The following is a 229-nucleotide window of genomic DNA, read 5'->3' on the forward strand; positions in this document are numbered from 1 at the left end:
GCGTTATATTTATATGTAATCAATAGCTTATATAAAGGTGAGGGAATTTTGATTCCGTTGATTTGATTAACTTATTTTTCTGTCTATCCCGAACTTTTTTGAAGTTTTTTTATGGCTTCTATTGCAAGCCGTTTTCTATCTGCTGTTTTGGTATAAAGGGATGCCATTTTATCTTCTGTCCAGCCAAAAAGCGCTTTCATTTGCGAAACTGTAGCACCAGCATTAGCAG

The 229-nt window shown here is 34.9% G+C and carries 1 pseudogene; it reads right to left on the reverse strand.

Annotated elements, in window-relative coordinates:
- Positions 1-83: 83 nt before the first annotated feature.
- Positions 84-229, reverse strand: a pseudogene (locus BN338_RS13310) (tyrosine-type recombinase/integrase); the annotation flags it as partial.

Source organism: Bartonella queenslandensis AUST/NH15 (assembly GCF_000312585.1).
Lineage (GTDB): Bacteria > Pseudomonadota > Alphaproteobacteria > Rhizobiales > Rhizobiaceae > Bartonella > Bartonella queenslandensis_A.